We start from the raw sequence: 24,253 nt of genomic DNA on the forward strand, positions 1-24,253 counted from the left end.
GAGCGCCGGCGTCCCCGGACCGCCCGGCCACGGACCGACGTCGGGCGCGGCCTCGGGGTCACCCGGTGGTCCGACCTGCGGAAGGGTCGCGGTCGCCGGGTGCCACGCGAGCGCTGGTCGCCCGGTCCCGGTCACGGCGCGCAGACGCTGCCGGACGACCGCTCCCTCCCGGACGGGGTCACTGGCGGGACGGGCGTGCTGACGCGGCTCGGGTCGTGGGGTGCTCACGTCGCGCACCGTACGGAGGTCGGGCGGGGCGGGGACCGGGCGCCGGGCGGCCCTGTGGACGAGACCGTCCGCGAGCGGTCCTGTGCACGGCCAGGACCAGCGAGGCTCTCCCGCGGCGGGCCGGAGCGACGGGGCTCAGTGCGCGGCCGAGCGGCCCCCGACGCCGGAGCCGCGGTCCGCGAGCTCCGCGACGACGACCGCCAGCACTCCCGGTCCGACGTGCGCCCCGAGCACGGCGCTCACCGGGGTCACCACGACGTCCAGGCCGGTGCGAGCGGTCAGCTCGGACGCGAGCCGGTGCGCGCCGGCGTCGTCCCCGACGTGGTGGACCGCGAGCGCCGGCCGCGTGCGGCGTGCGGCGGACTCGACCGCGACCGTCGTCAGGCGCTCGACCGCCGCGGCCTTGGTCCGGACCTTCTGCACGACCTCGATCTTCCCGTCCCGGACGGCCAGCAGCGGCCGCACGCCGAGCACCGTCCCCAGCGCCGCCGACGCCGCGCTGAGGCGGCCGCCACGGCGGAGATGGTCGAGCGAGTCGACGAGGAACACGGCACGGCTCGCGTCGGCGACCTCGATCGCGCGCCGCGCGACGACGTCCGTGCTCTCCCCCGCCGCCGCGGCCCGGGCGGCGGCCTGCGCCGCGAAGCCCAGCCCCATCGCGACGGTCCGGGAGTCCACGACCCGGACCGGGACCGGTGCGTCCGCGGCCGCGATCGCGGCCGCGTGCACCGTGCCCGACAGCTCACCCGAGAGGTGGACGGAGACGATCTCCCGCGCTCCCGCCGCGGCGGCCGCGGCATACGCCTCGGCGAAGGCGCGCGGCGTCGGCTGCGAGGTCGTGACCCGACGACCGGCCTCGAGGTGCGCCGCCACGTCCTCGGCGGTGAGGCCCACCCCTTCGAGGGAGGACACGTCGTCGACGATCACGTGCAGCGGGACGGAGCGGAGCCGCTCGTCGGGGACGGGCGGGAGGGACGCCGTCGAGTCGGTGACGACGTGCACGCGGTGGTCGGTCATGGCCGCGCCACCTTACGGCGCGCGCGGGCCGTCGCGCATCCCGGCCCGGCTGCGCCCGCGCGGTGCCACCCCTACGATCCGAGCATGGCCGACGACGCCGCACAGTCCCCGACCGAGCTCGCCGCCCTGCGCGCGGCGGCCGCGCAGGCGGCCGCGGAGGCCGCCGAGGCCAAGGCCGTCGCCGCGCAAGCGGCCCTCGAGGCCGCGGAGGCGGCAGCGCGCGCGGACGCCGCTGTCGGGCCCGCGGCTCCCGAGAGCGCCGAGGCGAGCGGCTCGCGCGAGGGAGCCGCGCCGTCGGGCGACGACCCGAGCGCGGAGGCGGGCGCGCCCGCCGAGGAGGCTGCGTCGTCGGGCGCCGGGCCGCTCGAGGGCTACGCCGCCGAGGTGGCGGCCGGCTACGCGTACCGCGGCGGCACGCTCGCCCTCGGCGCGCTGCTCGAGGGCGAGCCGGGCGCCGACCCCGCGCCGCGCGCCGACGTGCAGGTGGGCTTCGCCCTGAGCATGCTCAACCGGCACGGGCTCGTCGCGGGCGCGACCGGGACCGGCAAGACGAAGACGCTCCAGGGCATGGCGGAGGGGTTGTCGACCGCGGGCGTGCCCGTGTTCCTCGCGGACGTCAAGGGCGACCTGTCCGGGCTCGCCGTTCCCGGCGAGTCGAACGAGAAGATCGTGGAGCGCTCGGCGTCGATCGGGCAGGACTGGAGCCCGACGACCTTCCCCGTCGAGTTCTACTCGCTCGGCGGGCTCGGGGCCGGTGTGCCGATCCGCACGACCGTCACGGACTTCGGTCCGCTGCTGCTGTCCAAGGTCCTCGGGCTCAACGAGACGCAGGAGTCGAGCCTCGGGCTGATCTTCCACTGGGCCGACGCGCAGGGGCTCGCGCTGCTCGACCTCAAGGACCTCCAGTCGACGATCGCCTACCTCACGTCGGACGAGGGCAAGGCGGAGCTCAAGGGCATCGGCGGGGTGTCGGGCGCGACCGCGGGCGTGATCCTGCGCGAGATCGTCGCGCTCCAGGCGCAGGGGGCCGACGTGTTCTTCGGCGAGCCCGCGTTCGCGACGTCGGACCTGCTGCGCACCGCCCCCGACGGCCGCGGCGTGATCTCCGCCCTCGAGCTGCCCGCGGTGCAGGACCGCCCCGCGCTCTTCTCGACGTTCCTCATGTGGCTCCTGGCCGACCTGTTCCAGGAGCTGCCCGAGGTCGGGGACGCCGAGAAGCCACGGCTCGTGTTCTTCTTCGACGAGGCGCACCTGCTGTTCACGGGCGCGTCGAAGGAGTTCCTCCAGCAGGTCGTGCAGACGGTGCGGCTTGTGCGGTCGAAGGGCGTCGGCGTGTTCTTCGTGACGCAGAGCCCCAAGGACGTCCCCGCTGACGTGCTGGCCCAGCTCGGCAACCGCGTGCAGCACGCGCTGCGCGCCTTCACGCCCGACGACGCCGCGGCCCTGCGAGCGGCCGTGCGCACCTACCCGACCTCCCCCTACGACCTCGAACGGCTCCTGCAGTCGCTCGGGACGGGCGAGGCCGTCGTCACGGTCCTCACGGAGAAGGGCGCGCCGACCCCGGTGGCCTGGACCCGCGTCCGGGCGCCGCAGTCGTCGATGGAGCCGGCGCCCGGGGCCGTGCTCGACGGGATCGTCGCGGCGTCGCCGGGGTTCGCGCGCTACGGGACGGCGGTCGACAACGAGTCCGCGTTCGAGCTGCTCCAGGTGCGCGTGCAGGAGCAGGCGGCCGCGCGGGCTGCGGCCGCGGCCGCCGAGGCCGAGGCGGCGGCCCAGGAGAAGGCGGCGAAGGAGGCCGCCAAGGAGGCCGCGCGCGCGGCCAAGAAGGAGCAGGCCGAGCTCGAGAAGATGCGCGCGAAGCTCGAGCGCGACGCCGCCCGGAGTCGCTCGGGTTCGGGCGGGTCGGCACGGTCGTCGAGCCCGCTCGACTCGTTCCTCCGCTCGGCCGGCACCCAGCTCGGCCGCGAGCTCACCCGCACCATCTTCGGCACCCGCCGCCGCTGACCCCCGCCCGCCGCCCCCACCCCAACCGTTGAATGCATGAAATAGTCGCGTCCTCACCGGGTGAACGCGACTGTTTCATGCACCCACGGAGCGGTTGTCCACAGCTCCGCGTGCACGGGTTCCGACGCCCCGGGTGGCGCGGCATCATCGTCACGGCGACGGCCGACGACGTGCTCCGCTCGCCCGAGCGACTGGTACGCCGTGTCCTGGCAGCGAGGGCCCGTCGTCGGACCCCAAGCCAGCCGTGAGTGCTTGAAATAGTCGCGCCCGACAGCTTCGGACGCGACTCTTTCATGCACTCAGCGAGGCAGGCGTCAGATCACGATGTTGACCAGCTTGGGGGCGCGGACGATGACCTTGCGGACCTCGGCGCCGTCGATCGCGCGCACGACGTTCGGCTCTGCGAGCGCGGCGGCCGTGAGGTCCTCCTCGGAGATCGACGGCGGCACCTCCAGGCGGGCGCGCACCTTGCCCTTGACCTGGACGACGCACGTCACGGTGTCCTCGACCAGGTAGCGCTCGTCCGCCGTCGGGAAGGGCTCGTGCGCGAGCGAGCGGTCGTGGCCCAGGCGCTCCCACAGCTCCTCCGCGATGTGCGGCGCGACGGGCGCCGTCATGAGGACGAGCGGCTCGACGGCCTCGCGCGGCACCCGGTCGAGCGACGTGAGGTGGTTGTTGAGCGTGATGAGCTTCGCGATCGCCGTGTTGGGGCGCATGTGCTCCATCTCGACGCGCACGTCGGCGATGGCGCGGTGCACGGCGCGCAGGGTCGCGGCGTCGGCGGGCTCGTCGACGACCGTCAGCTCGCCGGTCTCCTCCGAGACGACGTTGCGCCACAGCCGCTGGAGGAACCGCTGCGACCCGACGACGGCGCGCGTCTCCCACGGGCGCGACAGGTCGAGCGGACCCATCGACATCTCGTAGACGCGGAACGTGTCGGCGCCGTACTCGGCGTACATCTCGTCGGGCGTCACGACGTTCTTGAGCGACTTGCCCATCTTGCCGTACTCGCGCTGCACGACCTCGCCGTTCCAGCGGTACACGACCTCGCCCGAGCCGTCGGACGCGGGCTCCTCCGTGACCTCGGCGGCCGGCACGTACTGGCCGCGCGCGTCGGTGAACGCGTACGCCTGGACGTAGCCCTGGTTGAAGAGCTTGTGGAACGGCTCGACGCTCGTCACGTGGCCCAGGTCGTAGAGGACCTTGTGCCAGAAGCGCGCGTACAGCAGGTGCAGGACGGCGTGCTCGACGCCGCCGACGTACAGGTCCACTCCCCCGGCGCGGCCCGCGCTCGGGTTGTGCTCCGGGCCCATCCAGTAGCGCTCGAGGCCCTCGTCGACGACGACGTCGTCCGCGCCGCCGTCCCACCGCGGGTCGAGGTAGCGCAGGTAGTACCAGCACGACCCCGCCCAGTTGGGCATGGTGTTGGTGTCGCGGCGGTACTGCTTGGGCCCGTCACCCAGGTCGAGCGTGACGTTGACCCACTCGTCGTTGCGGCCGAGCGGCGCCTCGGGCGACGAGTCGGCGTCGTCGGCGTCGAACGTGCGCGGCGCGTAGTCGGGCACGTCCGGCAGGTCGACGGGCAGCAGCGCGTCGGGGATCGCGACGGGCTGGTCGTTCTCGTCCCACACGATGGGGAACGGCTCGCCCCAGTAGCGCTGGCGGCTGAACAGCCAGTCGCGCAGGCGGTAGGTCGTGGTGCCCTCGCCGAGGCCCTTGCCGACCAGCCACTCGGTGATGCGACGCTTGGCCTCCGCCACGCCGAGCCCGTCGAGCGACACCTCGTCGTTCGACGAGCCGACGGCGATCCCGTCACCCGTGTACGGGCCCGTGAAGTCCTCCGGCAGCCCACCCTCGGGCTCGACCGTGCGCACGACCGGCAGCCCGAACGCCTCGGCGAACGCGAAGTCGCGCTCGTCTCCGCCGGGGACCGCCATGATCGCGCCGGTGCCGTAGCCCATGAGCACGTAGTCGGCGGTGAAGACCGGGATCGTCTGCCCGTTCACCGGGTTCACCGCGAGGTGCCCGGTGAACACGCCCGTCTTCTTGCCCGCGTCGGCCTGGCGCTCGACCGCCGTCTTCGCGGCCGCCTCACGACGGTAGGCGGCGACGGCCTCGACCGGCGAGCGGTGCCCGCCCGTCCACGCGCTCGACGTGCCGTCCGGCCAGTGCGCCGGGACCTCGTCGAGCAGCGGGTGCTCGGGCGAGACGACCATGAACGTCGCACCGAACAGCGTGTCCGGGCGCGTCGTGAAGACCTCGATCTCGCCGCCGGACTCCGCCGCGGCGTCGTTCGCGCCGTCGGGCGTGCCGAGCACGGCGAACCGCACGAGCGCGCCCTCGCTGCGACCGATCCAGTTGCGCTGCATCGCCGTGACCTTCTCGGGCCAGTCGATGAGGTCGAGGTCGTCGGCGAGGCGGTCCGCGTACGCGGTGATGCGCATCTTCCACTGGCGCAGGCTGCGCTGGAAGACCGGGAAGTTGCCGCGCTCGGAGCGGCCGTCGGCCGTGACCTCCTCGTTCGCGAGGACCGTGCCCAGGCCGGGAGCCCAGTTCACCGGCGACTCGTCCACGTACGCGAGGCGCTGGGAGTCGACGACGGCGCGGCGCTGCTCCGGCGTGAGCGTCGCCCAGTCCGCGCCCTCCTCGACACCGTCGACGCCGACCGGCACCGGCCGCGCACCGGAGGCGAGCTCGGCCTCGAGCTCGGCGATGCGGCGCGCACGGCCGCGGCCGCCGTCGGGGCGCAGCGCGTCGGCGTCGTACCAGGAGTCGAAGATCTGCAGGAAGATCCACTGCGTCCAGCGCACGTAGTCGGGATCGATCGTCGCGAACGTGCGGCGGGAGTCGTGCGCCAGGCCGAGGCGGCGGAGCTGGCGACGCATGTTCGCGATGTTCGCCTCGGTCGTCACGCGCGGGTGCTGGCCCGTCTGCACGGCGTACTGCTCGGCGGGCAGGCCGAACGCGTCGTAGCCGAGCGCGTGCAGCACGTTCTCTCCGCGCATGCGCCGGAAGCGCCCGACGACGTCCGTCGCGATGTACCCGAGGGGGTGCCCCACGTGCAGGCCCGCGCCCGACGGGTACGGGAACATGTCCATGATGAAGTACGGGCTCGCGCCCTCGGGGCCGTTGCCGTCGCCGTCCGTGAGCTCCCCCGTGGGGTTCGCGGCGAAGAACGTGCCGCGCTGCTCCCAGAGCTCCTGCCACTTGAGCTCGATCTGCTCCGCGAGCGCCGGCGTGTAGCGGTGGGCGGGGCCGCCCGCGGCGGGGGCGTCCGGGGCGTGCGGGATCGAGGCGGTGTCAGGCGTGGTCACCCGGCCGAGTTTACCGGCCGGAGAGCGGCCCGACGGCGGCCCGTCCACCCCGTGCGAAGATGTGCGCCGTGATCATCGTGACGACCAACGAGGTGCCCGGCTACCGCATCGACGCGGTGCTCGGCGAGGTGATGGGCATGACCGTGCGCAGCGCGAACATCGGCGCGAACTTCGTGGCGTCGTTCCGCTCGATCGGCGGCGGCGAGGTGACCGAGTACACGAAGCTCGTCTACGAGTCCCGCCAGGAGGTCATGCACCGCATGGTCCAGGAGGCGCAGCGTCGTGGCGGGAACGCCGTCGTCGGCATGCGCTTCGACACGGGCGAGATCGCGGCGTCGTTCTCGGAGGTGTGCGCGTACGGCACCGCGGTCGTCGTCACGCCGATCCCGGCGGGCCAGCCCGGCGCGACGGCGCAGTCCGCCCACCAGGCGCAAGGCGCCCCCGCACCCCAGCAGCCGGGCGGTCACGGTTACCCGCAGGACGCCGCCCCGGACCAGCCGGCCTGGCGCTGACGCCCTCCGCGGGGCGCGCCGCCGGACCCTCGCGGGGCCGCGGCGCGCCAGCGCGTGTCAGAACAGCGTCATGATGATCGGGCCCTTGACCAGCAGGATCCACGCGACGAGCGCGACGTAGCCGATCGCCAGGAACAGGTGCCGGTTGCCCACCAGGGTGCGACGCACGCCGTCACCCGCGGGCAGGTACCCCTCCTGAACCGCGTGGACCACCTGGTACCAGAACAGCGGGAGCATGGCGAACCACACGACCATGCAGTAGGGGCACATCGCCGAGATCTCGTACATCGTCGTCCAGATGAGGAAGACGATCAGGCCCATGCCGAGGGTCGTCCCGCCGAGCAGCGCGAGCCAGTACCAGCGCGGCAGGCGCGCGCCCGCGAGCAGCACGACGCCCGTCGTGATGACGACCGGGAACGCCGCGATGCCGAGCAGCGGGTTCGGGAACCCGAGGAGCGAGCCCTGCCACGAGTCCATCGCGTCGCCGCAGTCGAGGAGCGCGTTGAGGCTGCACGACGGCACGTGGTTCGGGTCCGCGAGCTTGAGGAACTTCTCGATCGCCAGCGCCGCCGAGCCGGCGAGACCGATCGCGCCGAGCACGACGAGCAACCAGCCCATCGTGCGCGCGCTGATCGGGCGGGGACCGGACGACTCCAGCAGCTCGTCGTCGTGGTCGGCGGACACGCTCGCACCGGCGGTGGCGCTCTTGCTCACGGGGACGCTCCTCGTGGGTCACCGGCTCGCGCCGGACGTGACGGGGCGCACGGCGGTGCGCGCAGGGCACAACCTACCGCGCGTCGCTGGATCCCGGCTGGGAGCACCCCGAAGCGTCGCCACTGGTCCGCCGAGGGAGAGCCGTGGTTGCGCGAGGGAGAGCCGTGGTTTGCGCGAGGTAGAGCCGTGGTCACCCTGCCCGACGGCGTGTGGTCGCCCTGGGTCCGCCCGACGTCGTCTCACCCTGGTCGGTGCTCGCCCGGGCGACTGCCCGCGGCGTCTGCTCCACGCCTCGAGCGGGCCGTATGGTCGTGTCGCGGGCAGTCGTGGCACGCTCTCTCGCGTTACCGGAGATCTACCTCGCCAGGGCGGAGGGATCGGCGGACGAGCGGGCGTCGTCGGGGCGGGTGTCGACGTCGGGCAGGGTGGTGGTGGTGACGCCGGCGGGGCGGCGGCCGACGAGGAGGATGATCGCGAGGCCGGCGACGGTGAGGACGACGCCGGTCCAGGCCGGGGCGAGGTAGCCCCAGCCGGCGGCGATGACGAGGCCGCCGAGGAACGCCCCGTTCGCGTTGCCGACGTTGAGGGCGGAGTGGCACAGCGCCGCACCGAGCGAGGGCGCGGCGGGCGACAGGTCCATGAGGCGCGTCTGGAGCGAGAGGCCGAGGACCTGGGAGGTGACGCCGAGCAGGAAGAGGGACAGCACGGCGGGGACGGGGTGGTGCCCCGTGAGGGCGAACAGCGCGAGCGTCACGCCGGTGGAGCCGAACCCGAGGTAGACGGTGCGCATGACGGAGCGGTCGGCGAGCCGGCCGCCGAGGACCGTGCCGACGGTCATGCCGACGCCGAAGATCGCGAGGACGAGCGGCACGGCGGCGGACGACAGGCCGGTGACGCGCGTGATGGTCGGCTCCACGTAGGAGTAGACGGCGAACATGCCGCCGAACCCGACCGCAGCCCCGACGAACCCGAGCCACAGGGGCCCGTTGCGCAGCGCGCCGAGCTCGCGGCGGACGCTCGAGTCCTCGTTCCCGGCGCCCGCCGGGACGAGCCACCACAAGGCGGCGAGCGTGACGAGGCCGAGCGCGCCGACCACGACGAACGCGGCGCGCCAGCCGAGCTGCTGCCCGGCGAAGGTCGAGAGCGGGACGCCGACGACGTTCGCGATGGTCAGCCCGGCCATCATCGTCGCGACGGCGCGCCCGCGGCGTCCGGGGCCGGCGACGGCGGCGCCGACCGCGGCCCCGACGCCGAAGAACGCGCCGTGCGGCAGCCCCGCGAGGAACCGCCCGGCGACGAGCGTCTCGATGCTCCCGGCGGTCGCGGAGAACAGGTTCCCGAGCGTGTAGAACGCCATGAGGGCGACGAGCAGCGTCTTGCGGGGCAGGCGCGCCGCGACGACGGTGAGCAGCGGGGCCCCGACGACGACGCCGACGGCGTAGGCCGTGATGGCGTGGCCCGCGGTGGGGATAGAGACGTCCAGGTCGGTCGCGATGTCGGACAGCAGGCCCATCGTCGCGAACTCGGTCGTGCCGATCGTGAAGCCGCCCATGGCGAGCGCGAGGAGCGCGGGGCCGGCCCCACGCAGGCGCCCGGCGCTCGCGGGGGGCGTACCCGTGCGGGGTGCGTCCGCGGCAGGCGCGGGCGTGGCGGTGCTGTCGGTCATCGTGTCCTCGGGCGTCAGGCGCAGTGCGGCGGTGGGCCTCGGACCGAGACGGCGATCGAATCGATTCGAGGGCGTCGGCGACGTCGGCGACGAGAACAGGGGCAGGCGGCCAGTCTAGGCGGAGACGGGCTCCGCGCGCACGACCCACACGTGGTCCGCGGCGCGCAGGCCGAGCTGCGCGGGCGGCGTCGGGCGCGCGGTGTCGGGACCGCCGTCCGCCCCGGCAGCGGCGGGCGGCGACCAGACGACGGAGAGGATGCCGGCGTACTCGCGGCGCTCGCGCACCTCGACGCCAGTGTCCAGGCCGACGCCGATCTCCGCGAGGTAGCGCAGGACGTCCGGGTCGGCGTCGGAGATCCGCGCCACGGTCCCCCGGTCCCCTACGACGAGGTCCGCGAGGGGCACCGCGGGCGGACGCACGACGCTCCCGTCCGCACCGGGGATCGGGTCGCCGTGCGGGTCGCGCGTCGGGTGCCCGAGGCGCGCGTCGATCCGCTCCATGAGCAGGTCGGAGACGGCGTGCTCGAGCACCTCGGCCTCGTCGTGCACCTCGTCCCAGCCATAGCCGAGCTCGGACACGAGGTAGGTCTCGAGGAGCCGGTGGCGTCGCACCATGGCGAGCGCGAGGCTGCGCCCGCGCTCGGTGAGCGTGATCGCCCCGTAGGGCGCGTGCTCGAGCAGACCCTGGGCGCTGAGGCGGCGCACGGTCTCCGAGACCGTGGAGGCGCCGACACCGATGCGCTCGGCGAGGAGCTTGGTCGTCACCCTCTCGTCCGACCACTCCTGGGCGGCCCAGACGACCTTGAGGTAGTCCTGGGCGACGGGCGTCAGGTCGGTCGGGTGGTCCACCCGACCACCCTAGGTCACAGGGCCGGGCGCGACTCTCAGGGGCTCGCGGGCCGGACGAGCTGGAGCCGCACCTCGACCGTGCCCTCGTCGCGCACCTGGACCGGCGCGACGGGCGGCACCGCGATGCCGAAGTCGGAGAAGCGCACGCCGATCGCGCCGGTCGCGAGCACCCCGTCGCCGGAGCGCTGCGCCTCGAGCGCCACCGTCACGGCCTCGGTCTCGTCGCGGATCGTCAGCGCACCCGATGCCTCGAGGCGCACCGGTGCCGTCGTGGACGAGAGCTCGCTCACGTCGAGCGGCGACGTGAGCGAGAAGAGCGTGGTCGGGTAGAGGTCGGTCTCGAGGGCCTGCTGGAGCTGGCGGTCCGCCACGGCGGACCCGGTCCGGAGCGTCGTCGTCTCGACCGTCACGGTCGCGGTCTCCAACGAGCCCGACCGCACGCGGAACGTCCCGGTGACGTCCGAGGTGACGCCCAGGAGCACGGCCTCGTCGGCCGGCACGTCGAGGACGTCGGCGCGGAAGCCCGCCTCGGACCCCGGCCCGACGATCCACTCTCCGTCGACGTCGAACGGCCCCGGCTCGGCGGGCGCCGCGGAAGCCGTCTCCTCCCCCGGCGACTGCAGGCCCAACGGCGGTGGCGTCCGGCCCTCCTGCACCTCCGAGTACACGAACGGCGCGAGGAGCACCACGACGAGCGCGAGGACCACCGACACGACGATCCAGCGCGTGGACCTGCTCATACGGCACATCCTGCCGTGTCCGGCGACGCGCGGCCAGGACCGACGCGCGCCGTCTCAGCCCTCGGTGGCGGGCACGTCGTCGGTGGGCTCGTCGGCCGGGACCTCCCCGCCCTCGACGCCCTCCTCGCTGCCGTCACCGGCCGGCTCCTCGACCACCGGCACGCCCGACGGCGTGGGCCAGGCGATGCGCGGCCAGACCTTCGCGGACTCGTCGGTCCCGATCTGCACGAGCTGCCAGTCGACAATCCGGCGCCGCTCGGGGTCGAAGCGCAGCACCGTCATCTCGGCGGTGCCCTTGAGCGGGCCGATGCGGAGCTGGTCCTTGACCGCCCCCGCGGTGCTGCCGCTCACGTACCTGACGCCGCCGCCCATCCGCTCCGGGCCGGACCGGGTGTGCATGTGGCCGGAGATCTGGTTCGGCACGCAGCCGGAGTCGAGGGCCTCGTTCCCCATGCGCGGGGTGTGGATGAGGAGGAGGTCGATCCCGTCGCCGTCCTCCTGCTCGGCGCACGCGACCTCGGTGAGCCGGGCCGCGTACTCCTCGGGGGTCTCCTCCCGCGGGGGCTGGCTACCCAGGCCGAGGCGCGTCTCGAGCGGGTCGCGGTCGCCGAGGATACGGATCCCCTCGACCTCGACGACCTTCCCGTCCAGCACGGTCTGGCCGTTGGCCCGCTCCTGCGCCGAGGTCTCGACGCTGTCGTGGTTGCCGTCGGAGACCACCATGGTCGCGCCCTTCGGCACCGCGGACGCGAACGAGTCGACGCAGAACGACTCGACCGCCGTGCCGTTCATCGTCGTGTCCCCGGCGTTGAGCACGATCGACGCCCCGGAGCGCTCGGCCGCGGTCCGGATGAGCGGCGTCATGCCCGTGTTGCAGTGCAGGTCGCTCACGACCAGGAGCGTGACGAGGTCCTCCTCCGCCGCGGGCTCCGGGGCGGGTTCCTCCGTCGTCTCCGCGTCGGCCGACCCCTCCGCGCCGGAGACGTCGCCGGAGTCCTCGTCACCCGTGCTCGACGCCGGGCCCTCGGCCGCACCGTCCTCGTCCCCCGTCGTGGAGGTCGCGTCGGGCGACGTCGCGTCGCCGGGCAGCGGCTCGTCGTCGGGCGAGGATTCCTCGTCGGACGTCGCTGTGGCCGCGGCCAGCGGCGCGGTGAGGCGCTGGATGCGGTCGCGCCGGTCCCACGCCGCGACGAGGTTGGCGTCCGCCCGCGCGTAGAAGTCCTCGTTCTCGCGGTAGAGGTCGATGAGCATCGCGCCGTAGGTGTCGACGACGCCCGCGAGCCGGCCGGTGATGCGCGCACCCTCGAGCGGGGTCCCGTCGAAGACGGCGGACGCGCGCTGGGACGGGCCGGTCGTCGTGCCGGGGTCGCTCGCGACGAGCGAGACGCCGACGAGGGAGACGAGGACGACCCCCGCCGTGATCTCGTAGGTGCGCGGCGCGACGCGCTCGGTGAGCTCACGCCGGCGCGGCGGGCCGAGCAGCAGGTAGAGCCCGGCGCCGACGGCCCCGACGACGAGGATCGCGAACCCCGTCCGGCGCAGCGCGTCGACGACGAGGGCCCGCGCGACGGAGCCGATGGTCTCCTGCGGGCCGCCGAAGAAGCGCAGGTAGTCCTCGAGGTCCTGCGACAGGCCCTCGAGCGTGTCGGCCTGCCCGACCGCGGTGAGGTCCGCAGGGATCTCCTCCACCGTGACGTCGGCGCCGAGGCCGAGCGGCAGCGGGGAGTCGATCTGGATCGTCCCCAGCGGGCCGAGGTCGACGGTGACGAGGCCGTTCGTCGTGACCTCGTAGAGCGCCTCATGGGGGCCGAGGCTGCGCTCGGCGGTCGCGGTCGTGACCCCCCACACGACGCACGGCACGAGAGCGAGCAGGAGGGCGAGGGTCCAGCGGACCCAGCGGGGCGGGGTGCGGTGCGGACGGCTCATCACCGCCCAGCCTCCCGGATCGCGGCTCTCGCCGCCAACCGCGAGCGCCGCGCGCCCCGCCGCGAGGGTGCGGCGGGGCGCGTGGGACGGCGCGTCGTCAGGACTTCGCGTTCCGCAGCGTGACGAGCGCCACGCCCGCGGCGACGAGCATGAGCACCACGCCGATGAGCGACGTCGTGCCCACGCCGCTGCCGAACGCGGCGTGCGCGGAGTCGAGCAGGGCCTGCGCCTGCCCGGCGGGCAGGGTCGAGGCGACCTGGGTCGCGCCCCCGAGCGTCTCGGCCGCGGCGACGGCGTCGGCCGCGGGCACTCCCGCCGGGACGACGACGTTCGCGTGGTACGACGCCGTGAGGATGCTCCCGAGGACCGCGGTGCCGAGCACGGCACCTACCTCGTACGCGGTCTCGGAGATCGCGGACGCCGCGCCCGCCTTGGCGGCGGGGACGGACGACACGATGAGGTCGTTCGACACGGTCTCGGCCGCGCCGACGCCGAGCGACAGCACGACGAACGCGACCATGAGCAGCGCGAGCGTGCTCTGCCCCGCGCCCGCGGCGACGATCGCGTACCCCGTCGCGGAGAAGAGCAGCGCGACGGCGACGACGTGCGCCGGGCGCACGCGGCGCACGACCCGCACCACGCCCAGGCCCGCCACGATCATGACGAGCAGGCCGGGCAGGAGCGCGACGCCCGCTTGCATCGGCGTGAGCCCGAGCACGAGCTGCACGTCCTGGGACACGAAGAACAGGAACCCGACGAGCGAGAACACGGACAGCAGGTTGACGAGCACCGCACCGCTGAAGGCGCCGTGGGTGAAGAGCCGCACGTCGATCATCGGGTCGGGACGACGGAGCTGGCGGCGCACGAAGAGCGCCCCGGCGGCCAGCCCGACGACGACGCTCCCGACGGCGAGCGTGCTCGCCCCGGACTTGGCGAGCATCTTGATGCCGTACACGACGGGGGTCATGGTCGCCATGACGAGCACGATCGACAGGACGTCGATGCGCCCCGGCGCGGGGTCGCGCGACTCGGGCACGAAGAACGGCGCGAGCGCGAGCAGCAGCACGAGCACCGGGACGGCGAGGAGGAACACCGAGCCCCACCAGAAGTGCTCGAGCAGGAACCCGCCGACGATCGGGCCGAGCGCCGACCCGGCGGCGAACCCCGCCGCCCAGATCGCGATGGCGAGGCGGCGCTCCTCGCGGTCGACGAAGACGTTGCGCAGGATCGAGAGCGTCGACGGCATGAGCATCGCGCCGAAGAAGCCGAGCGCCGCGCGGGACGCGACGAGCGCCCCTGCCGTCGGCGCATAGGCAGCGACGACCGACACGGCGGCGAAGCCGACGGCGCCGACGAGGAGCAGCCGACGACGGCCGACGCGATCGGCGAACGAGCCCATCGGCACGAGCAGGCCGGCGAGCACGAGCGGGTAGATGTCGATGATCCACAGGAGCTGCGTCCCGCTGGGGCGGAGCGACTCGGAGATCTGGGGCAGCGCGAAGCTCAGCACGGTGTTGTCGATCGACACGAGCAGCACCGGGAGCATGAGCACGGCGAGCGCGAACCAGCGACCGGCGGCGCCGCGCGCGGGTCCGCGCGTCGCGGGCGCGTGCTGGGCGGGCGCGGTCCGGCCGGCCGTCGAGGTCGTCGTCACGGGGGTCGTCACGGCGAGAGGTCCTTCCACGTTCTGCGGGCGGTCGGGGCGGCGCGGTGGCGCCGAACTTCCAAACCGTCCAGACGGTACAGTAACGATCTCAAGCCTCGCCGTCATCCCGAGCACGATGTGACGCTGCGCACCGCCGCCTCTCCCCTGTCGTCGGTCATCGGCGGGCGCCACCCCCGATCGGGACGGCCGGTGCATCGCACCCTCACCACTACCCTCGGAACCATGCCGCCGCCCCCCGCCGCCCGCGCCAAGGTCCTGCGCGCGTTCGCGTCCCTCCTCGTCGAGCAGGGCGAGCGCGCCGCCACGCTCGAGGCCGTCGCCGAGCGCGCCGGAGTGTCCAAGGGCGGGCTCCTCTACCACTTCGGCTCCAAGGACGCGCTCGCCGACGGCCTCACCGAGCACCTGCGCGAGCTGACCGCCGCCGACGTCGAGACGATGCGTGCCGCGCCCGCGGGCGCCGTCGACTACCTCATCCGCACCTCGACGCTCGTCGACACCGAGTTCGAGCTCGTCTACCTCGCCGTCTCGCGCCTGGCACAGGGGTCGTACCCGCGCGCCCGCGCCGCGCTCGACGGCGCGCACGACGCCTGGACGCGCGCCGTCCTCGACGAGGTCGACGACCCCGTCGTCGCGCGCGCGATCGTCCTGCTCAGCGACGGGCTCTACGCGCACGCCGCGCTGAGCAGCGACGTGCTCGGGCGCGTCACCGGTGGCGTCTCCGAGGCCGACGACGCCGCGGACGCCGCGGGCGAGGACCTCGCCTTCCGCGGCCCGCGCCCGGGCGACGACGTCGACGACCTCCTCCAGCTCATCGGCGAGCTGGTCGCGCTGCGGCGCGGGCCGACAGTCTGACCCGGCACCGTCCCGGCACACCGGAAGGCCCGGCGGCACGTCTGTCGACGCGCCACCGGGCCTCCGGTTCTCGGGTGCGGCTCGTGGCTATCCGCCGAGCCAGAACGGGACGGCACGCTCCCGCGTCACCGGCTCGCCACCGACGTCGGCGGTGAAGGAGACGTCCACCTGGCCCTCGACCGGCTCCGTCGTCCGCACGGCGAACGCCTGGTACGCGCTCGCCCCTGCCGCGACGCGCGGGAAGTGCTTGCGGCCGAACGGTGTCACGACGCTCACGTCGGCGGTGCTGTCACCCTCGTTGAGCACGCGCACCGCGAGGTAGAACTTGCCCGCGATCCAGCGCTGGCTCACGTCGACGGAGAAGTGCGGCCCGGGGTCGTCGGCGCAGGGGTCGGCCGTCGGCGCGTCTTCCCAGACAGCATCGTGGTAACGCGAGTACGACGTGCCGTCGACCCAGACCGAGGCCCCGAGCCTCAGATCGATGTCGTCGAGCTTCCACGTCGGGTCGTTCGTCGGCGAGACGGTCCCGTCGTCGTTCGTGATGAAGCCCGGCCATGGCACCCGAGTCGTCCACGGGTGCCCGAATCCGGCATCGCCGTAGACGACCTCGTACGGACCTCCTGGGCCCTCCCACTCGATGTAGAAGGTCGAGTTGTCGTCCGTGGCGCCCACCGGAGCTGCCACCGAGATGTCCACGTACGGCACACCGTCCTGGCAGACGGGCTCGACCGTGACGTTCTCCAGGTCGCAGCGGGGCTGGACGACGGAGTACCAGCCGAGACGGAGCTGGCCGTCACCGTGCGTCTGCCACTGGTCGAACCAGAAGGGAAGCTCGTACCCCGGGGACGCCGTGGCGACGATGCCGGCGTGCGTGCGCGTGTACGTGATCGCTTCGGTGTCCTCGGGCAGCACGACGTCGTCCGGCGTGGCCGAGCAGTCCGTCACCACCTCGGGCGACACGGGCTCGACCGTGGTCGGCGGCACCCAGCAGGGGTCGGAAGACCCGGTCTCGACCCGGTCGATCGCGTCGTCGGCAGCGTCGATCTCGACCGTCCACGACGTCGCCGACGAGCCGTCGATTGCCCACTGGCCCCAGAAGTACCCGCTCTCGTCGATCGCGCCCTCGCCGACGACGTCGTCCCCCGCGCGCACCGTGACCGCCGTGCCCACCGGGTACCCCTCGACGGAGACCGTCAACGCGTCGCACTGGGCGTTGACGTAGACGCGCAGACTGGGGTCGAACCGGCAGGGTTCGGTGGTTCCCGACCACGTCCGGTCGAGCGTGTCGTCGGAAGCGTCGAGCACGACGGACCAGTCGTGCGACGACCGCCAGTCGAGCGACCACAGGTTCCAGTAGGAGCCGTCGAACACGTCGTCGGCGCGAACGGTCCCGTCGACCGTGGTCACGACGCGCGAGCCGACGGGGTACTCGGTGACGCTCGCAGCAATCTCCCCGCAGGAGGCGTCCGTCCACGCGGAGGTGTTCGGGTTGGTCTCGCACGGCGTGGTGGTCCCGCCGTCCGAAAGGTCCCCCTCTGCACCGTCCGGGGCGTCGACCTCGACGCTCCAGTCGTGCGGGGTCGAGAAGTCGAGGTCGCGCCAGAAGAAGTACGAGGTGTCGAACGTCGTGCTCTCGACCGTCTCCCCGTCGAGGACCACGACGACGGAGGTCCCCTCCGGGTAGTCCTCGAGGCTGACGTAGAGAGAGTTGCAGGACGGCTGCACGAACTGGGTAGCGGCGGCTGCGGGGGTCGCGGTGGCGACGCCCAGCCCGCCGAGGGCCAGCACCGTCCCCACGGTGCCGGCAAGGAGCTTCTTCACTCGGTGTCGTGGTCCTTCACGAGAGGACGGCGCGGGCCGTCGGCGGAGATGACGAGCGCATTCAACCAGACCTGGGCACGGTCTGGACATCCCCCGCAGATCACCTGTGCGGCTGCACCGCTGCCTGGCGTCGGGTCAGCCGTCGTAGGCGGCCCGCAACGGTCCCAGGTCGAGCTTGGCCTGCGTCATCATCACGTCGACGACGCGCTGGACGCGGGCGGGGTCCGGGTCCTGCAGCATCGCGAGGAACTCCACGGGGACCACCTGCCACGACAGCCCGAACCGGTCCTTGAGCCAGCCGCACTGCGACTCCTGGCCGCCGTCGGTGAGCGCGGCCCAGTACTCGTCGACCTCGTCCTGCGACTCGCACTCGACGACGAACGACACCGCCTCGGTGAACGGGAACTGCGGGCCGCCGTTGATGGCCGCGAACCGGTGCCCGGCGAGCTCGAAGTCCGCCGACACCGCCGTGCCGTCGGGCTGGCGGAACACGTCGCCGACCTTCGCGTCGGGGAAGACGCTCGAGTAGAAGGTGATGGCCTCCTCGAGGTTGCCGTCGAACCACAGGCTCGGCACGATCGCGCGCATCGTCGTCTCCGTTCGTCGCAGGTCTCACGGGCGGCCGGACCACCGTCCTCACCGTTCCGACGCGCGCCGGGCACCGAACTCATCGCACGGCGCGGAGCGGCGCCGGGAGCAGGGTCGCGACCCTACGCGGACGCCTTCTTCCGCGTCGTCCTCGCCGTCGTCTTCGCCGTCGTCTTCGCCGTCGTCTTCGCCGTCGTCTTCTCCTTCGACGACGAGCGGCTCGAGGTCTTCTTGGCGGCGGGCTTCGACCCCTCGTCCTTGGTCCCCGTGCTCTTCGCCCGGGAGCCCGAGGAGCTCTTGCCCGACGACGAGGCGGCCTTGCGGCCCGAGCCGCCCTTCGCCGTCGACTCGCCGGACGACCCCGACCCGCTCGCTCGGCTGCTCTTCGACGACGCGACGGACTTGCGCAGGGCCTCCATGAGGTCGATGACCTCGGCGCCCTCGCCCTCCTCCGGCTGCTCGCCGAAGGTCTCCGCGGTGTCGAGCGCGTCGCCCTGCTCGAGCTTGGCCTCGATGAGCTGGCGGAGCTGCGCCTGGTAGTCGTCCTCGTACTCCTCGGGCGTGAAGTCGGCCTCGAAGCTCGCGACGAGCTGCGCCGACATGGCGAGCTCCTTGTCGGTCACCTTCGCCTCGTCGTCGAGCGAGGGGAACGCGGCCTCGCGCACCTCGTCCGCCCAGAGCAGCGTCTGGAGCACGAGCACGTCGTCGCGCACGCGCATCGCGGCGAGCCGGGTGCGCTGGCGCAGCGCGAACTTCACGATCGCCGTGCGGTCGGTCTCCTCGAGCGTGCGCCGCATGAGCACGTACGCCTTGTTGGACTTGGAGTCGGGCTCCAGGTAGTAGCTGCGGTCGAGCAGCAGCGGGTCGATCTGCTCGCTCGGGACGAACTCGACGACCTCGATCTCGCGGCTGCGCTCGGCGGGGAGCGCGGCGAAGTCCTCGCTCGTGAGCACGACGGTGCGCTCGCCGTCGTCGTACGCCTTGTCGATGTGCTCGTAGGGCACGACCTCGCCGTCGATCTCGCACACGCGCCGGTAGCGGATGCGCCCGCCGTCCTTGTCGTGGACCTGGTGCAGCGGCACGTCGTGGTCCTCCGTCGCGGAGTAGACCTTGACGGGGACGTTGACGAGGCCGAACGTGATGGCGCCCTTCCAGATGGCCCTCATCCGTCCATGGTGGCGCCCCGCGCGCCTGCCCGCGAGGGCTGGCGGCGCTGGTTCGCGTGCGGGCGACGCCCGCGGGCGGCCCGACGACGCCGCGCGTGTGGGTGGCCCGCGGCACCATGGTCGGGTGGCGGGGACGAGGTTCGAGTTCGAGGCAGAGCTGTGGCGGTGGGAGGCGCGCACCGACAGCTGGGTGTTCGCCGCGCTGCCGGAGGACGTGAGCGACGAGATCGCGGAGCTCCCGCTGCCGCCCGCGGGGTTCGGTTCGGTCAAGGTCGAGGTGACACTCGGCGCGCAGCGCTGGTCGACGTCGGTGTTCCCCGACGCGCAGCGCAAGACGTTCGTCGTCCCCATCAAGGCCGCGGTCCGCCGCGCCGAGGGCGTCGACGTCGGCGACCGGGTGACGATCGGCGTCGAGACCCTGCTCTGACGGGCGTCAGCCGAGCAGGCCGACGTGCAGCGCACGCAGGACGGCCCGCGTGCGGTCGCGCGTCCCCAGCTTGAGCAGCACGGTCGACACGTGGTTCTTCACCGTCCCCTCGGCCAGGAAGAGCGCGTGCGCGATCTCGCGGTTGGAGAACCCCGCCGCGACGAGGCGGAGCACCTCGAGCTCACGCTCGGTCAGCTCCTGCACCGGACCGACCCCGTCGTCCAGGTCGTCGGCGGGGACCGTCCCGGCCCGCACCGCCCGCAGGAGGCGGTCGGTGATCGACGGCTGCACGAGCGTGCCGCCGGAGGCGAGCGTGCGGACCGCGCCGGTGAGCTGCTCGAGCGTCACGTCCTTGAGCAGGTACCCCCGGGCTCCCGCCCGCAGGGCGCGGAACACGAGCGCGTCGTCGTCGAAGGTCGTGAGCACGAGCACGGGGACGTCGTACCCGCTCTCGCTCATCGCCTCGAGCGCCCAGATCCCGTCGTGGCGCGGCATCCGCAGGTCGAGCAGCACGACGTCGGGCTCGTGCTCGCGCACGGCCGCGAGCGCCGCCATCCCGTCCTCGGCCTCGGCGACGACGTCGACGTCGGGCGCGAGCTCGAGGAGGCTGCGGATCCCCTGCCGCACGAGGGTCTGGTCGTCGACGAGCAGGACGCGCACCGCGGCGTCGCTCATGCGCCCGGCACCGTCGGCCGCACGGGGGCGGTGCCCCGCGGGATCGCTCGAGCGTCTCCCCCGGCGCGGCGGGGCTCGGTGAGGGCAGCCCTGTGCTCGGGGGCGAGCTCGACCTCGACCCGGAACCCGCTCCGCCCGTCGAGGCGGACGGTGCCGCCGGCGGCCCGGACCCGTTCCTCGATCCCCCGCAGGCCGTTGCCCGGCTCCACGCGGGCGGCGCCCCACCCGTCGTCCTGCGCGACGAGCCGCACCCGGCCCTCCTCGGCGGTGACGGCGACGTCGAGCACGGTGGCCTCGGCGTGCCGGATCGCGTTGGTCAGCGCCTCCTGGACCACGCGCACGAGCACGACCGTCTGCTCCTCGTCGACCGTGACGTCGTCGTCGACGGCGATCCGCACGCGCGGCACGGTCACCCGCTCGACGAGCGAGCCGAGCGACTCCTCCAGGCTCGGGGCCTGCCGCCGCAGCTCGCCGACGGTCGCGCGCACGTCGCCGAGCAGCTCGCGCGCGACGTCCTTGGCCCGCACCACGTGCTCGCGGGCCCGCTCGCCGTCCTGGTGGCTCGCCGTCTCGAGCTCGAGCGCGAGCACGGTGAGCTGGTGGCCGAGCACGTCGTGCAGCTCGCGCGCGATCCGCAGGCGCTCCTCGGAGCGCGTCGACTCGTCCCGCAGCACGGCCGCGGCCCGCAGCTCGACGTGCGCGACGGCGAGCTGCTCGCGCATGCGCCGCTCGCGCTGGAGCGCGAGGGTCGAGCCGACGCTCGCGACCTGGAGCAGCAGGTAGATCGTCGCGGTGAGCAGGGCGTCGGTGACGGAGCCGCGCAGGCCGGACGCGACCCCCACGACGACGACGTTCACGGCGACGACGACGGCCACGACGGGCACCGGGACGACGTACACGCTCAGCGCCGCGACGACGACGAGCAGGATCGGGAGCCAGCCCGCGCCGGGGGCCGTGAGCACGAGCGTCGCGACGAGCACGACCTGCGCGCCGAGCAGCGTGTGCGCGCGGGGCGTCGCGTACCCGGACCCGAGGACGATACCCACGGTGACCAGGACGAACGCCGCGAACACCGCGAGCCAGGCCACGACGGGGACCGTCAGGGCGCCGGGCGCGGCGATCGGGACGAGCGCCCCGATGCCGAGGATGACGACGAGCATCGCGACGCCCGCCCACACCTCCGGGTCGGTCCGTCGCATCCCTCCACCCTACGGACCCGCCGGCCGCGCGCGACGTGCCGGAAGTCATGGGCGCGGTCGGTGACGACCGGCACGCGCGGGCCGGTCACCCCGATCCCTAGCGTCGAGGGAGCACCGGGCCGGGACCGCCCGGACCGGCTCCCCCGGACGAGCAGGAGGACGACATGGACGCCGTCGACGCACGGAACCTCACGAAGCGCTACCGCCGCAAGGGCGGGTCGACGACGGCGGTGGACGACGTCGGCCTCGTCGCCGTCGAGGGCGAGGTCCTGGGCATCCTCGGCCCCAACGGGGCGGGCAAGACGACCACGGTCGAGATAGTCGCGGGCGTGCGCCGCCCCGACCACGGGTCCGTGCGCGTGCTCGGCCTCGACCCGTTCACGGACCGCGCCGCGGTGCGCCAGGTGCTGGGGGTGCAGCTCCAGTCGGGGTTCCTGCACGGCGCGCTGACGGTGCGCGAGCTCGCGCACCTCTACCGCACGTTCTACGGCGCGGGCCGCGACCCCGACGAGCTCGTCGCGACCCTGGGTCTCGAGGAGCAGCGCGACGTGCGCTACGAGCGGCTCTCGGGGGGCCAGCAGCAGCGCGTCGCGATCGTGCTCGCGCTCGTCGGGGACCCTCGCGTCGTGATCCTCGACGAGCTCACGACCGGGCTCGACCCGCAGGCGCGCCGCCAGGTGTGGGGCGTCGTCGAGGACCTGCGCGACGGCGGCGCGACCGTGCTCCTCGTCTCGCACCTCATGGAGGAGGTCGAGCGGCTGTGCGACCGCGTGACGCTCCTCGAGAGCGGTCGCGTCGTCGCGCACGACACCCCGGCCGGGTTGGTCGCGTGCGCCGGGCTCGACCAGCGCGTGCGCTTCCGCGTCGCGCAGCCGCTCCCGCCGGTGCTCCTGGACCGCGTCCCCGGCGTGGAGGACGTCGCGGTCCGCGGCGACCAGGTCGTGGTGACCGGGCACGGTGACCTGCTCCAGGAGGTGAGCACCGCGCTCGTGCGGGCCGGCGTCGTCGCGACGGAGACCCGGCTCGAGCGCGCGACGCTCGACGACGCGTTCCTCGCGCTGACGGGACGCCCGCTCACCGACGACCCGTCGGGCGGGCCCCGCGCGACGACCGCCCCGACCGAGGAGGCCGCATGACCACCACCGTCCCCGCCGTCACGACGCCGTCCGGGCGGCGCGCGCCGAGCAGGCCCGGGCCGCGCGCGTGGGCCGCCCTGGTCGGCGCCGAGGCGCGGATGGTCGCGCGCGACACCGCCGGGCTCGTCATGCCGTTCGGCATGCCCGTGCTGATCCTCGTCATGTACGGCGTCAGCGACGCCACGACGATGGTCCTCCCGGGCTCGGGGGGAAGGACGGCGTTCGACGTCTTCGTGATCCCGGTCGTGCTCGCGATCGTCGTCGGCATCATCGGCGTCATCAACATGCCGAGCTTCCTCGCCTTTTACCGGCGGTCCGGCGTCCTCAAGCGCCTGTCCGTCACGCCCGCGTCGCCCGCGATGGTGCTCGTCGCGCAGGTCGTGGTGAGCGTCGCCCAGACCGCGGGGGGTGTCGCGCTCGCCCTCGTCGTCGCGACGGTCGCGTTCGACGCGCGGCTCCCGGCGTCCCCCGGGGTCGCGCTCTGCGTGCTCGCCCTGGCGTCGGCGGCGATGTACGCGGTCGGGATGCTCGTGGCCGCCGTCGCGCCGACCCCGAACGCCGCGCTCGCGCTCGGTCTCGTCGCGTTCTTCGCGTTCGGGGCGACCGGGGGCATGTTCGGCGACGTGTCGAACCTTCCCGAGCCGGTCGCGCGCGTCGGGGAGCTGCTCCCCTTCGGCGCCGCGGTGCAGGCGCTCGGCGACGCGTGGGCGGGGCAGCCCGTGGCGGCCGCGCACCTCGTCGCGCTCGGCGTCGCGGTCGCGGTGGGCGCCGCCGGCGCGGCGCGCTGGTTCCGCTGGACCTGATCTGGCCCCGCCGCCGGCGGTCGCCGCTCGCCCCTCGGGCGGGCGGCGTCAGCCGTCGTGGCGACGCTCGTGGAAGGCCTCGTCGGCGACCTGCACCGTTCTCATGAAGTTCTCGACCATCTCGCGCGGCGACACGAGCGCGTCCGCGGTCTCGACGGGCTCGGCCTCGCCGTCCAGCTCGCGGACCTCGTCGTGGATGCGCTCCATCGTCGTGTCGAGGGTCGCCGCGACGTCGGCCGCGAGCTTGAGGGCGTCGGTGAGGTGCTGGGGCACGTCGCGCTGGTACTTGTAATAGATCTTGTGCTCGAGGCTCGCCCAGAAGTCCATGGCGATGGTGCGGAGCTGGATCTCCACGACGACGTCCTCGACCCGGTCCGAGAGGAAGACCGGTACCTTCACGATGAGGTGCAGGCTCTTGTAGCCGTTGCCCTTGGGGTGCGCGATGTAGTCGCGCTCCTCGAGCACGGTGAGGTCGCGCTGGCCGACGAGCATGTCGCGCACGCGGTAGATGTCGGAGACGAAGCTGCACGTCACGCGCACGCCCGCGACGTCGAACATGTTCTCCTGCACGCCCTCCGGGGTGAGCGGGATCCCCTTGCGCTGCGCCTTGGCGAAGATCGAGTCGATCGACTTCAGGCGCGAGCCGAGGTGCTCGATGGGGTTGTAGTCGTGGATGTGCCGGAACTCGTCGCGCAGGACGGTGATCTTGGTCATCACCTCGTCGATGCCGAACTTGTACGTCATCATCAGCCGGCGGAACTCGCGCACCCGCGGACGGATCTCCCCGGAGGGCGGGACGTCGTCGGTCGTCAGGTGCGTCACGGTGGTCCTCTCGGTGCGGCCTCGTCCGGCGGTCTCCCCGGATGGTCGGACCGCCTCCTCCAGTGTGCACGGTCGGGGACGCCGGGAAGTTCCCGCGACGGCCCGCGGACAGGGCCCTTGGTCCCTCG

20 protein-coding genes are annotated in these 24,253 nt (G+C 73.6%); 6 read left to right on the forward strand and 14 right to left on the reverse strand.

Annotation, left to right across the window (positions count from 1 at the left end; genetic code table 11):
• Positions 1–363: 363 nt before the first annotated feature.
• Positions 364–1,245 carry a DegV family protein gene (locus A0J59_RS18910; protein ID WP_064317121.1) on the reverse strand — a complete coding sequence of 294 codons (882 nt, stop codon included), beginning with the start codon at positions 1,243–1,245 and terminating at the stop codon, positions 364–366.
• 84 nt (positions 1,246–1,329) lie between these two features.
• Here A0J59_RS18910 and A0J59_RS18915 point away from each other — a divergent pair, with 84 nt between their 5' ends.
• Complete coding sequence (locus A0J59_RS18915) at positions 1,330–3,249, forward strand: helicase HerA-like domain-containing protein (protein ID WP_064317122.1); 1,920 nt, start codon at positions 1,330–1,332, stop codon at positions 3,247–3,249.
• 314 nt (positions 3,250–3,563) lie between these two features.
• Here the strand turns inward: A0J59_RS18915 and leuS are convergent, their stop codons facing one another.
• On the reverse strand, positions 3,564–6,563 hold the full coding sequence (leuS, locus tag A0J59_RS18920; protein WP_082919190.1) for a leucine--tRNA ligase: 3,000 nt from the start codon (positions 6,561–6,563) through the stop codon (positions 3,564–3,566).
• Between the two features lie 68 nt (positions 6,564–6,631).
• Between leuS and A0J59_RS18925 the strand changes: the two genes are divergently transcribed.
• Entirely contained in the window at positions 6,632–7,075 is a 444-nt protein-coding gene (locus A0J59_RS18925; protein WP_047233741.1) for a YbjQ family protein, read from the forward strand.
• 57 nt (positions 7,076–7,132) lie between these two features.
• Here the strand turns inward: A0J59_RS18925 and A0J59_RS18930 are convergent, their stop codons facing one another.
• The 6 genes from A0J59_RS18930 to A0J59_RS18955 all read right to left on the reverse strand — a co-directional run bounded on the left by A0J59_RS18930 (position 7,133) and on the right by A0J59_RS18955 (position 14,636).
• The gene (locus A0J59_RS18930; RefSeq protein ID WP_052877711.1) at positions 7,133–7,789 is read right to left on the reverse strand and encodes a vitamin K epoxide reductase family protein; all 657 of its coding nucleotides are present in this window, start codon (positions 7,787–7,789) and stop codon (positions 7,133–7,135) included.
• A 355-nt stretch (positions 7,790–8,144) separates the two neighbouring features.
• The gene (locus tag A0J59_RS18935; protein ID WP_082919191.1) at positions 8,145–9,455 is read right to left on the reverse strand and encodes an MFS transporter; all 1,311 of its coding nucleotides are present in this window, start codon (positions 9,453–9,455) and stop codon (positions 8,145–8,147) included.
• Positions 9,456–9,569: 114 nt separating this feature from the next.
• Entirely contained in the window at positions 9,570–10,304 is a 735-nt protein-coding gene (locus A0J59_RS18940) for a metal-dependent transcriptional regulator (RefSeq protein ID WP_064317123.1), read from the reverse strand.
• A gap of 35 nt (positions 10,305–10,339) precedes the next feature.
• Positions 10,340–11,044, reverse strand: a complete 705-nt coding sequence (locus A0J59_RS18945) for a YceI family protein (protein WP_064317124.1) — start codon at positions 11,042–11,044, stop codon at positions 10,340–10,342.
• A 54-nt stretch (positions 11,045–11,098) separates the two neighbouring features.
• Positions 11,099–12,970, reverse strand: coding sequence for a metallophosphoesterase (locus A0J59_RS18950; protein ID WP_064317125.1), 1,872 nt, complete (start codon positions 12,968–12,970; stop codon positions 11,099–11,101).
• A gap of 97 nt (positions 12,971–13,067) precedes the next feature.
• Positions 13,068–14,636: an MFS transporter gene (locus A0J59_RS18955; RefSeq protein ID WP_255365350.1), complete on the reverse strand. Its 1,569-nt coding sequence runs from the start codon at positions 14,634–14,636 to the stop codon at positions 13,068–13,070.
• 222 nt (positions 14,637–14,858) lie between these two features.
• On the opposite strand from A0J59_RS18955, the gene A0J59_RS22580 reads away from it, so the two are divergent.
• Positions 14,859–15,488, forward strand: a complete 630-nt coding sequence (locus A0J59_RS22580) for a TetR/AcrR family transcriptional regulator (RefSeq protein ID WP_156533188.1) — start codon at positions 14,859–14,861, stop codon at positions 15,486–15,488.
• Positions 15,489–15,575: 87 nt separating this feature from the next.
• On the opposite strand, the gene A0J59_RS18965 is transcribed toward A0J59_RS22580, so the two are convergent.
• From A0J59_RS18965 to A0J59_RS18975, 3 genes are all read right to left on the reverse strand, one after another.
• On the reverse strand, positions 15,576–17,309 hold the full coding sequence (locus tag A0J59_RS18965) for a hypothetical protein (RefSeq protein WP_064317126.1): 1,734 nt from the start codon (positions 17,307–17,309) through the stop codon (positions 15,576–15,578).
• Between the two features lie 135 nt (positions 17,310–17,444).
• The gene (locus A0J59_RS18970; protein ID WP_047233724.1) at positions 17,445–17,897 is read right to left on the reverse strand and encodes a VOC family protein; all 453 of its coding nucleotides are present in this window, start codon (positions 17,895–17,897) and stop codon (positions 17,445–17,447) included.
• 122 nt (positions 17,898–18,019) lie between these two features.
• Positions 18,020–19,063: a Ku protein gene (locus A0J59_RS18975; protein WP_064317127.1), complete on the reverse strand. Its 1,044-nt coding sequence runs from the start codon at positions 19,061–19,063 to the stop codon at positions 18,020–18,022.
• Positions 19,064–19,187: 124 nt separating this feature from the next.
• Here A0J59_RS18975 and A0J59_RS18980 point away from each other — a divergent pair, with 124 nt between their 5' ends.
• Positions 19,188–19,490 carry a DUF1905 domain-containing protein gene (locus tag A0J59_RS18980; RefSeq protein ID WP_047233722.1) on the forward strand — a complete coding sequence of 101 codons (303 nt, stop codon included), beginning with the start codon at positions 19,188–19,190 and terminating at the stop codon, positions 19,488–19,490.
• A gap of 6 nt (positions 19,491–19,496) precedes the next feature.
• On the opposite strand, the gene A0J59_RS18985 is transcribed toward A0J59_RS18980, so the two are convergent.
• The gene (locus A0J59_RS18985; protein ID WP_064317128.1) at positions 19,497–20,165 is read right to left on the reverse strand and encodes a response regulator transcription factor; all 669 of its coding nucleotides are present in this window, start codon (positions 20,163–20,165) and stop codon (positions 19,497–19,499) included.
• A complete protein-coding gene (locus A0J59_RS18990; protein WP_064317129.1) occupies positions 20,162–21,364 on the reverse strand; it encodes a sensor histidine kinase in 1,203 nt (400 codons plus the stop codon). Before A0J59_RS18990 ends, A0J59_RS18985 begins: the two co-directional genes overlap by 4 nt.
• A 164-nt stretch (positions 21,365–21,528) precedes the next feature.
• Here A0J59_RS18990 and A0J59_RS18995 point away from each other — a divergent pair, with 164 nt between their 5' ends.
• A complete protein-coding gene (locus A0J59_RS18995) occupies positions 21,529–22,500 on the forward strand; it encodes an ABC transporter ATP-binding protein (protein WP_064317130.1) in 972 nt (323 codons plus the stop codon).
• Complete coding sequence (locus tag A0J59_RS19000) at positions 22,497–23,303, forward strand: ABC transporter permease (RefSeq protein ID WP_064317131.1); 807 nt, start codon at positions 22,497–22,499, stop codon at positions 23,301–23,303. Before A0J59_RS18995 ends, A0J59_RS19000 begins: the two co-directional genes overlap by 4 nt.
• A gap of 48 nt (positions 23,304–23,351) precedes the next feature.
• Here A0J59_RS19000 and A0J59_RS19005 read toward each other — a convergent pair whose 3' ends face one another.
• Entirely contained in the window at positions 23,352–24,050 is a 699-nt protein-coding gene (locus tag A0J59_RS19005; protein ID WP_082380068.1) for a GTP pyrophosphokinase family protein, read from the reverse strand.
• Positions 24,051–24,253 lie beyond the last annotated feature (203 nt).

The organism is Cellulosimicrobium sp. I38E (genome assembly GCF_001647255.1).
Classification (GTDB): domain Bacteria; phylum Actinomycetota; class Actinomycetes; order Actinomycetales; family Cellulomonadaceae; genus Cellulosimicrobium; species Cellulosimicrobium cellulans_E.